We start from the raw sequence: 9877 nt of genomic DNA on the forward strand, positions 1-9877 counted from the left end.
CGCCCCGATCTGCTCACCAAATACGACACGGCCGGTCCGCGCTACACGTCGTATCCCACTGCCGTTCAATTCACCGACACCTTCGATCCCGCCCACTATCATCGAGCGGCAGCGGACCCGGGCGCGGCATCGTCGGATCTTTCGCTCTACTTCCATATTCCGTTCTGCGACACCGTCTGCTTCTATTGTGGCTGCAACAAGATCGCTACAAAAAATCGTGCACACGCGCGTCCGTATCTTGATCGGCTGAAACGTGAATTAGTATTGCAAGCAAAATGCTTCGATACCGCCCGCCCGGTGTCGCAATTGCATTGGGGTGGCGGTACACCGACGTTTCTATCGCACGACGAAATGGCCGAACTCATGGCCGCGACCGCTGAGTCGTTCTGTCTGCTGCCCGATGCAAAGGCCGAGTATTCGATCGAGGTCGATCCCCGCGAGGCATCGGCGGAAACCATCGGCGTATTGCGCGACCTGGGGTTCAACCGGCTGAGCTTCGGCGTGCAGGACTTTGATCTGCGCGTGCAGCAAGCCATCAATCGCGTTCAGCCGCTTGAAACCACGAAAACGGTCATGTCGGCAGCACGGGCCGAAGGGTACAAGTCGGTCAGCGTCGATCTGATCTATGGCTTGCCGCATCAGGACGTGGAGAGCTTCAGCCGCACGCTCGACACCATTATCACGCTCGCGCCCGACCGGCTTTCCGTGTTCGGCTATGCGCATATGCCAGCTCTTTTCAAGATGCAGCGGCAGATGGATGAAGCCACCTTGCCCTCGCCCGCCATGCGTCTGGCGATCCTCGAACGGGTTATCGAGAAACTGACCGAGGCGGGTTATGTGTACATCGGGATGGATCATTTCGCATTGCCACACGATGAACTCGCCATTGCGCAACGAGCGGGTACGCTCCATCGAAATTTTCAGGGTTACAGCACGCAGGCGGATTGCGATTTGATCGGCTTTGGGGTTTCGTCCATTGGCAAGGTCGGCGATGTCTACGCGCAGAACGCGAAGGACATGGCCGGTTACGCCGCTGCGATCGATCGCGGTGAGCTTGCTATTGCACGAGGCGTGCGGTTAAGCGCCGATGATCGACTGCGGCGTGACATCATCACTGAAATCATGTGTCAGTTTTCACTGCGTTTCGATGCAATGGAAGCGGCTTACGGGATTCGGTTTGAGGCTACTTTTGCCAGTGAACTGGAGCGCTTGAAATCGCTGGAAGCCGATGGGCTTGTCAAAGTGAGCCACGATGGCATTGATGTGCTTCCCGCCGGGCGCCTGCTCGTGCGCAACGTGGCCATGATCTTCGACCGGTATCTCGCCGGGAACGTAACCCGGAGCGCCAAGCAGCGGTTTTCACGGACGATTTGATCCGTAGCCGCCGTCGGCCGCCCCGCACCCTTCAGCAACTTTGACGCCGGCCAGCCGTAAATGCGCTATCGTGCGGCGTGCTTCACGCTCCACTTACTCGCAATGCATTCATCGAAAAAACGGAACCTCTTTCTCGCGGCAATCGTCGTCATCATCGTGCTGGCGCTCGGCATCACGCACACGCTTAAAAAACGCGTGAACGTCGGTGCTTCGGCAGCATCGTCGGCTTCGGTGCCGGGTTCATTCTCCGCAGACGAGTCCGTCATCGAATTTACGCCCGGCGACCTTGCCGCACTCACGCGTCACACCCTCTCTGAAATGCTGCCGCTCACCGGATCGCTTCGCGCCGTCACGCAAGCTGCGGTCAAGGCAAAAGTGGCGGGCTCGGCGCTCGACGTACGTGCGCGCGAAGGAGATACCGTCAAGGCAGGACAAATCCTCGCCTCTATCGATGCCCGCGACTACACCGCGCGCGCCGAGCAATCGCGTGGGCAAATGGCCGCCATGGCAGGCCAGATGGATATCGCGAAACAAACGCTCGAGAACAATCGCGTGCTGGTCGAAAAAGGCTTCATCTCTAAAAATGCCTTCGATACCGCGCAAAGCCAGTACGCCATCGCCGCCGCCAATCTCGCTGCCGCGCGGGCGGCGCTGGCTTCATCGAATTTGTCGGTGGCGGACACCATCGTGCGCGCGCCGTTCAGCGGTCAGATTGCATCGCGCAGCATTGAACCCGGCGAACGGGTGGCCGTCGACAGCAAATTGTTCGATGTCGTCGACCTGACCCAGTTGGAACTCGAAGCCCCCGTGCCCGTGGGGGAAATTGGCCGTGTCCGGATCGGCCAGCCCGTTTCCATCCGTTTCGATGGCGTCGAACCACCCGTCGTTGCCACCGTCACACGTATCAATCCCGCAGCGCAGCCGGGCTCACGCTCGATCATGATCTATATCCGGGTGCCCAATCCGGCGGCCACACTGCGCGTCGGCATGTTTGGTACGGGCAGCGTGACGGTGGGCAGCACCCCGAACGCGCTGGTGGTGCCGGCATCGGCGGTGCGTACGGACGGCGCGAGCCACAGCATCTACGCACTCTCCGGCAGCAAACTCGTTGAAGTACCCGTCACCACGGCAGCAACCGGCGACGCCGATGGCACGAGCTGGACTCAACTCGTCAATCCGCCGCTCAAGGAAGGCCAGCAAGTCGTTGCGAACAACCTTGGCGCGCTGCGCATCGGCAGTACCGTGCGCATGGTCGGACTGGCGACCGCTGGTGCCGCCGCTTTGCCCGCGACAGCTGCAGCGGCTTCCATGCCCGTTGCTCAATAGCGGAGCCACAAGCCATGTGGTTCACGCGTATCAGCATCAACAACCCCGTGTTCGCCGCCATGATGATGGCGGCGTTTCTCGTGATCGGACTATTCTCGTACGAGCGCCTGAAAGTCGATCAGTTTCCGGATATCACCTTTCCCGTGGTCGTCATCCAGACGGCGTACCCGGGGGCATCGCCGGAATCGGTCGAATCCGACGTCACCCGCAAGATCGAGGAAGCCGTCAACACGATTAGCGGCATCGACGAAATCTCATCGCACTCCTACGACGCGTTGTCAGTCGTGATCGTCCAGTTCGATCTCTCGGTGAACGTCATGCAGGCCGCGCAGGATGTCCGCGACAAGGTGGCGCTGATCCGGCCCGACCTGCGCGACGGCGTGAAGGAACCGCGCGTGCTGCGCTATGACCCGGCCGACATGCCGATCGTCACGGTTGCGGTATCCAACGCGCCGGGCGCCGCGCTGGGCACGCGCGACCTCACGACCGCCGCTGACCAGATCGTGCGCAAGCGCCTGGAAACAGTCCGCGGCGTGGGCTCGGTGAGCATTGTGGGCGGCGTGAAGCGGCAGGTTCGGATCGATGTCAGTCCGGACCGGCTGCAAGCACTTTCTGTTGGCGTGGATCAGGTCATTCGCGCCGTGCAGAACGAGAATCAGGAGATTCCAGCGGGGCCGCTGACGTCGGCGGGTATTGAACAGACCGTGCAGGTGAAGGGCCGTTTCCAGACGCCCGATGACTTTAAACGCATTATTGTCGCGCGTCGTGGTGCGTCGAATGCAGGGCATGCCGTCACGCTGGATCAGGTGGCGCAAGTGGTCGACGGGCAGGAAGAGCCCGACAGCATGGCGCTGCTGAACGGCAATCGCGCGCTGTTTTTATCGGTGGTCAAGGCGCAGGGCGAGAACACGGTCGACGTGGCGCACGGCATCCGGGCGGAAGTGCAAGCGCTGCAAAAGGCGCTGCCGCCGGGCGTCAAGCTGGACATTACCGACGACTCCTCGCTCGATATTGAAAACAGCGTGAACGAAGTCAAGGGCACGTTGCTCGAGGGCGCGCTGCTGACCATCGCGATCGTGTTCCTGTTCCTGGGCTCGTGGCGCAGCACCGTGATCACCGGGCTCACGCTGCCGATCGCGTTGATCGGCACGTTTGCGTTCATGTTCGCCGCCGGTTTCACGATCAACGTCATCACGTTGATGGCGTTGTCGCTATGCGTGGGCTTGCTGATCGATGATGCAATCGTGGTGCGCGAAAACATCGTCCGGCATGTTCAGCTTGGCGCGGATCACCGCACGGCCGCACTCGATGGCACGAAGGAAATCGCCCTCGCCGTCCTCGCAACAACTTTTTCGATCGTCGCCGTGTTTCTGCCGGTCGGGTTCATGAGCGGCATTATCGGCCGGTTCTTCCACCAGTTCGGCGTGACGGTCGCGGCCGCCGCGCTGATCTCGATGTTCGTCTCGTTCACGCTCGACCCCATGCTTTCGTCGATCTGGCCCGATCCCGCACTGCACGTGCGCGGCACACGCCATCTCGCGCGCGTGCTCGCCTTCTTTGAGCGCGGCGTGGAACGGCTCGCGCAGTTCTACCAGCGGCTGCTCGGCTGGTCGCTCAGGCATCGCATCACGACCCTCTCGGTCGCGGCCGCCACTTTTTTCGGCAGCCTGTTCCTCGTCCCGCTGATTGGCACCGAGTTCGTACCCAATGCCGATTTTTCCACTACGCAGATTGGCGTGAACACGCCCGTGGGAACGTCACTGGAAGCGACCGCCGATAAAGTCCGCCAGGTCGAAGCAGCACTCGCGTCATACCCCGAGGTGCGCTATAGCTACGCCACGATCAACTCCGGCAACGCGCAGGGCAAGAACAACGCGCTGATCACCGTGCGCCTGAAGGAGCGGCGCGAACGTACCCGTGGCGTGCTGGAATTGAACCAGGTGTTCCGCACGCGCCTGCAGAGCATCGCCGGAATCGTGGTGACCGAAATCGGCATGCCCGACGGCGCCGGCTCGAGCAAGGCGGTGCAGTTCAGCCTGCAAGGCGATAACCTCGACGAACTCCGGCGTCTGTCCGCCGACGCGCAGCAGCGCTTGCGGAAAATTCCCGGCCTCGTCGACCTGGACGCGAGCCTGAAGGATGACAAGCCCATTGTTGCTATCGATGTCCGTCGCGAACTCGCTTCGGACCTGGGCGTGGGCGTAGCCGAAGTCGGTCAGGCGCTGCGCCCGTTGCTGTCCGGCGACGCTATCAGCACATGGCGCGCGCCCGACGATCAGGATTACGACGTGAGCGTGCGTTTGCCCTCGGCTCAACGCCGCAACGTTGATGACCTGTCAAAGCTGATGATTGCCACCAGCCGCACCGACGCCAACGGCGCGCCGCTACTCGTGCCCTTGCGACAAGTCGCCGCGATCACCGAGACGACCGGGCCGGACGTGATCAGCCGGCGGGATTTGTCGCGGGAGGTCGAGATTTCGGCGAACGTCATGGGACGCTCACCGGGCGAAGTCGCCGCCGATGTGAAGAAAACCCTCGACGAGATGCACCTTCCCGCAGGCTACCGATACCGTTTCGGCGGCTCCACAAAAAGCATGAACGAGTCCTTCATCTACGCGGTCGAGGCGCTGGTGCTCGCCGTGATCTTCATCTACATGATCCTCGCGTCGCAATTCGGCAGCTTCCTGCAACCGCTCGCGATCATGACGTCCCTGCCGCTAACGCTGGTGGGCGTGCTGCTTGCGTTGCTGCTGTTTGGCAGCACGATCAACATGTTCTCGATCATCGGTTTCATCATGCTCATGGGTCTCGTCACGAAGAACGCGATCCTGCTCGTCGACTTCGCGAATCAGGCACGGCGCGGCACCCTGCTCGACGCGACGGGCAAAGGGCATCCGATGACCCGCACTGACGCGTTGCTGGAAGCGGCACGCGTGAGGCTGCGGCCAATCCTGATGACCACGCTCGCGATGATCTTCGGCATGCTGCCGCTCGCGCTCGGCCTGGGCGAAGGTGGCGAGCAACGAGGACCGCTGGGCCAGACCGTGATTGGCGGCGTGATTACCTCGTCTTTGTTGACGCTGGTGGTCGTGCCCGTGGCTTATACGGTCCTCGATGATTTTGGCGCATGGGTAGCGAGAAAATGGAGGCGCGGTGCGAAGGGGAAGACACTCACCGCGCCGCCCGAACGTTCTCGCGATATTGCCGCCGAGGTGGACCGCTTGCCCTGACGCGGTTGCAGCGCCGCGCAAACTCGTTTTACGTTCGAGGTCGCGCTAGCAAGACCGCCGTCGAGGTTGCGTTGCGAGGTTGCGTTGTTAACCCGCCAGCTATTTCTTTGCGAGCGCAGCGGCTTCCTCGCGTTCCTCGCTTTCCACCTTGATCTTGCGGGGCCGGCCGCCACGCGCCCCGTTCGCGCGGGCCGCTGCCGCTTTGGATTCACTGCGGCTTGCCCCTCCTTGCTTGCCCAATCGGCCGGCCATGAACGATCGCGACCCCAGCACACCGGCGAGTAGCGGCGCCACGAGAATGTCGGCGTCGACGATGGGGAAATACAGACCCGTGCCCGACGCCGTGATTTCGATCACGTTCAGGTCGCTGTCTGAAGCATTTTCCAAACCTTGAATAATCCGCGCGGGAATCGCAAACAATGCGCCATTCGACAGTTCGATAGCCACCCTGCCGTCCACCGGGTTAAACGAGACAGACACGGCGACCGGATGTTCGGCAACGTGCTTGCTCATCCGTTCTTCGGCTTCACGCATCTGGTGTTCGGTGATCTCAACAAAAGGATTCATGAAGTGTTTTCCATTCAGTGCACAGCGAGCCGACTACGTTTTGCATCCGGCGAGCGAAGGTATTTGCATCAACGTGCGAAAAACCGTGATTCTTTTGCAAGGCCGGCGGTCCCGCCGGACATTGCAGGTTGAAGATGGCGTGTTGCTTGCCATCAAGCACATGCACGTGAGCAGGCTGATGGTCGTTCAGATAAATCACGACGCGGGCAGCGCCGATGCGGAAAATCGTTGGCATGTAGTCACTCTATCCGTTAGCTGCGCGCAAGTAAACCCAAACGCTTGGGTTTACTTGCGCCTGTTGTTTTCCGCCGCAAAAGACTGTCTGCAGGGACCTACCAAGCTTAGGGAGGAAGCAGTAGCGGCGCTATCAGCCGAATGGCCGAGGAGCCCGGTTTATCAAGCGCCACGCGCGTCGCTTCGAGTATTTATTACTTTGCTGGCTTAGAATGACAGCCACTTTTGGGCAAGTTGCATCAGGTGCTTCATCGCGGCCGTCAGCACGGCAATGCCGCAACGCCACGATGCGAACGGATCGCTCACCGCGCCGCAGTTGCGCTCTGTGCGGCACGCCCCGGCCTTGCCCTTTTGCAGCCCATTGTGTAGCCCGCCAAGCCACCGGTTTCTCTCGACATCATGCCCATCACTTCACCTCAGTTCGCGCCTCTCGCCCAACTCGCCGCCGCGCTTCGTGACGGTAAGACCACCAGCCGCGCGTTGGTTGAGCAAGCGCTCGAACGCATTGCAGACCCTTCGGGGCAGGGAGCGGTTTCCTTCCTGCACGTCGATGCAGAGCGCGCTCGCGCCGCCGCCGACGCCCACGACGCATTGCGCCGGGCGGGTACCGTCCTCTCGCCGCTGGCGGGCGTTCCGGTGTCAATCAAGGATCTCTTCGATATCGAGGGCCAGGTGACACGCGCCGGCTCGCGGGTACTGGCCGACGCGCTGCCGGCCAAGGCCGACGCTATCGCCGTAGCACGACTGCGGCGCGCGGGCGGCGTGATCGTCGGGCGCACGAACATGAGCGAATTCGCGTTCTCCGGGCTCGGACTGAACCCGCACTACGGAACACCGCACTCGCCGTATCGAAGCAAGGTGGCGGGCGACGAGCGGATTGCCGGGGGATCGTCATCAGGCGCTGCGGCGTCTGTGGCCGACGGGATGGCGGCCATCGCGCTTGGCACCGACACCGGCGGCTCCATCCGCATCCCGGCCGCGCTCTGCGGACTCACCGGCTTCAAGCCGACCGCTGCCCGCGTGCCTACGCAAGGCGGCGTGCCGCTTTCCACCACGCTCGACTCGTTCGGGCCGATCGGGTTGTCGGTGGCGTGCTGCGCGCTCGTCGACCGCATCCTGGCGGGCCGGGATTCCGGCGTGCCAGCGACCCGGCCACTGGACGGCGTGCGTCTTGGCGTGCTGACGAACTACGTCATGGAGGGTGTCGACGAAACGGTCGCGAGCGCCTACTCCGCGGCAATCGGGCATCTGTTGGCTGCCGGTGCGCTGGTGGAAGACGTGCGGTTCGCGCCGCTCGAGCGGCTCGCCGAGGTCAATCGGTTCAGCTTCGCGTCAATCGAGGCTTATGCATGGCATCGGCCGCTGCTGCAGGCACACGCCAATGAATATGATCCGCGCGTGCGCGTGCGGATCCTGAAAGGCCAGCCTGCCAGCGCGGCTGATTACATCGACTTGTTGCAGGCGCGCGCCGCGATGATCGAGCAGGCGCGCGCACTGTGGCAGAGGTTCGACGCCATTGTGTGTCCGACCGTGCCGGTCGTGCCGCCGCGCGTGGCCGACCTCGAAGACGACGACGAAGCGTTCGGCCGAACCAACGCGCTGATCCTGCGCAACCCCTCCGTTTTCAATTTCCTCGATAGTTGCGCATTGTCGCTGCCGTGCCATCCGCGGGGCGAAGCGCCGGTCGGCCTCATGCTGGCCGGGGCGCCATTCGGCGACGACGCGCTGCTCTCCATCGGTCGTGCAGTGGAAGCCGTACTCGAAACCACTCGCTGAGCCGCTCATGCCGCTCCTGAAACCGCCCGGCGACTGCGATCGCGATAGAATTCCGTCGCCGGATGCGCCTCTTCAGGTGCTTTTTTCTCGAACAATTCGGAAAATATGAACAACTCCTTGCATCATTTCACCATGCACCACGACGAGCGCGAGATTCGTCGCGAACGACGATTGCTGGTCTTGCTCGCTGTGATCTGTCTGGCGCTCGTTGGCGGAGCGCTCTATCTCCAGTTCGTCAAAGGTGAGGATCCCTGCCCGCTTTGCATCATTCAACGCTACTTTTTCGTGCTGATCGCGGTCTTTGCGTTGCTCGGCGCTTCGTTCCGGGGATGGCGCGGGATCGCGTTGCTAGAAACGCTGGTTGCGCTGTCCGCTCTCGGAGGCGTGGTGGCCGCCGGACGGCACGTTTATGTGCAAGCGCATCCTGGGTTCAGTTGCGGGTTCGATGCCCTCCAGCCCGTTGTGGATTCTCTTCCGCCTGCGCAGTGGTTGCCTCAGGTCTTCAAGGTCGCGGGGCTTTGCGAGACGCCCTATCCGCCCATTTTCGGACTCTCGCTTCCGCAATGGGGTCTTATCGCGTTTGCGGTGATCTTCCTGTTCGTCGCCGGCAGTTTGTGGGGCAAGCGCAGGTTGCGCGCTAGTTGAGTGTAGATGGCGGACGGTTTGGATCTTCGGTGAACTGCCGAACTGCGCCCCCTTTTCGCGAAAGCTGAAGCCGCAATCCGTGCCGGCCAGTCACATTTTTGCTGCGCCACGGCGCACGAACGTCCATCGCTGGCGTCCGTTCCGCCGGACTTGAACACCAACGGTCACAACCGTGTTCTTGCGCAGTCCCTCCCGTCCCCTCAATATCCCGCCGTGCGGCTTTCGGCGCTTGTTCCGCCTACCCTCATCCGTCTCTTCGCATAGTCTTGATACGTTCGCCGGAATCTTTTTGAGATATTGCGGTGATATCGTTATCTTTGGATGGCGATCCACGTGCGCTCTTTCGGCCTGGTTTCTTTTGAATCCTGACGCCGATTTTCGCGTAACGCGCGCCCGATCCGCAATGTCTCGGACTTCTTTATGACAACGCAAACCATCCGGTTCTTCCAGCGCAACGCACTGCGCGAAGTCCACGACGTACCCGCTTCCCGTACGGTGCTCCAGCATTTGCGCGAACACGACCAATGCACCGGAACCAAAGAAGGGTGCGCGGAAGGCGATTGCGGCGCTTGTACGGTGGTAATCGGTGAACTCGATGCAGAAGGCCAACCCGTCCTCAAGGCCGTCAACGCCTGCATCCAGTTCATGCCGACGCTCGACGGCCGAGCGCTTTTCACGGTTGAAGACCTGCGCGCCAAAGACGGCACGCTGCATCCCGTCCAGCA

Annotated in this window: 8 protein-coding genes; 6 read left to right on the forward strand and 2 right to left on the reverse strand. The window is 61.8% G+C overall.

Translation table 11 applies throughout. The annotated features are described in order from the left end of the window. The 3 genes from hemN to JWR14_RS20740 form a co-directional block, all read left to right on the forward strand. Positions 1-1374: oxygen-independent coproporphyrinogen III oxidase (hemN, locus tag JWR14_RS20730; RefSeq protein WP_299710716.1), on the forward strand; the 1374-nt coding region annotated here is incomplete at its 5' end. 60 nt (positions 1375-1434) lie between these two features. Continuing rightward, positions 1435-2700 carry an efflux RND transporter periplasmic adaptor subunit gene (locus JWR14_RS20735; RefSeq protein ID WP_299710719.1) on the forward strand — a complete coding sequence of 422 codons (1266 nt, stop codon included), beginning with the start codon at positions 1435-1437 and terminating at the stop codon, positions 2698-2700. 14 nt (positions 2701-2714) lie between these two features. After that, positions 2715-5930 (forward strand): efflux RND transporter permease subunit, encoded by a 3216-nt coding sequence (locus tag JWR14_RS20740; protein WP_299710722.1) that lies wholly within the window; start codon positions 2715-2717, stop codon positions 5928-5930. Positions 5931-6029: 99 nt separating this feature from the next. Here the strand turns inward: JWR14_RS20740 and JWR14_RS20745 are convergent, their stop codons facing one another. Both JWR14_RS20745 and JWR14_RS20750 read right to left on the reverse strand, forming a co-directional pair. Continuing rightward, the gene (locus tag JWR14_RS20745) at positions 6030-6497 is read right to left on the reverse strand and encodes a DUF2442 domain-containing protein (RefSeq protein WP_299710725.1); all 468 of its coding nucleotides are present in this window, start codon (positions 6495-6497) and stop codon (positions 6030-6032) included. After that, a complete protein-coding gene (locus JWR14_RS20750; protein ID WP_299710728.1) occupies positions 6481-6732 on the reverse strand; it encodes a DUF4160 domain-containing protein in 252 nt (83 codons plus the stop codon). Before JWR14_RS20750 ends, JWR14_RS20745 begins: the two co-directional genes overlap by 17 nt. A 398-nt stretch (positions 6733-7130) precedes the next feature. Here JWR14_RS20750 and JWR14_RS20755 point away from each other — a divergent pair, with 398 nt between their 5' ends. The 3 genes from JWR14_RS20755 to JWR14_RS20765 form a co-directional block, all read left to right on the forward strand. Beyond that, a complete protein-coding gene (locus tag JWR14_RS20755; RefSeq protein ID WP_299710731.1) occupies positions 7131-8507 on the forward strand; it encodes an amidase in 1377 nt (458 codons plus the stop codon). A gap of 132 nt (positions 8508-8639) precedes the next feature. After that, positions 8640-9152 carry a disulfide bond formation protein B gene (locus JWR14_RS20760; protein ID WP_299710735.1) on the forward strand — a complete coding sequence of 171 codons (513 nt, stop codon included), beginning with the start codon at positions 8640-8642 and terminating at the stop codon, positions 9150-9152. A gap of 420 nt (positions 9153-9572) precedes the next feature. Further along, positions 9573-9877, forward strand: a 305-nt coding sequence (locus tag JWR14_RS20765) for a 2Fe-2S iron-sulfur cluster-binding protein (protein WP_299710733.1), incomplete at its 3' end; no start/stop codon positions are given.

Origin of the sequence: Caballeronia sp., assembly GCF_028292365.1 — a bacterium.
Lineage (GTDB): Bacteria > Pseudomonadota > Gammaproteobacteria > Burkholderiales > Burkholderiaceae > Caballeronia.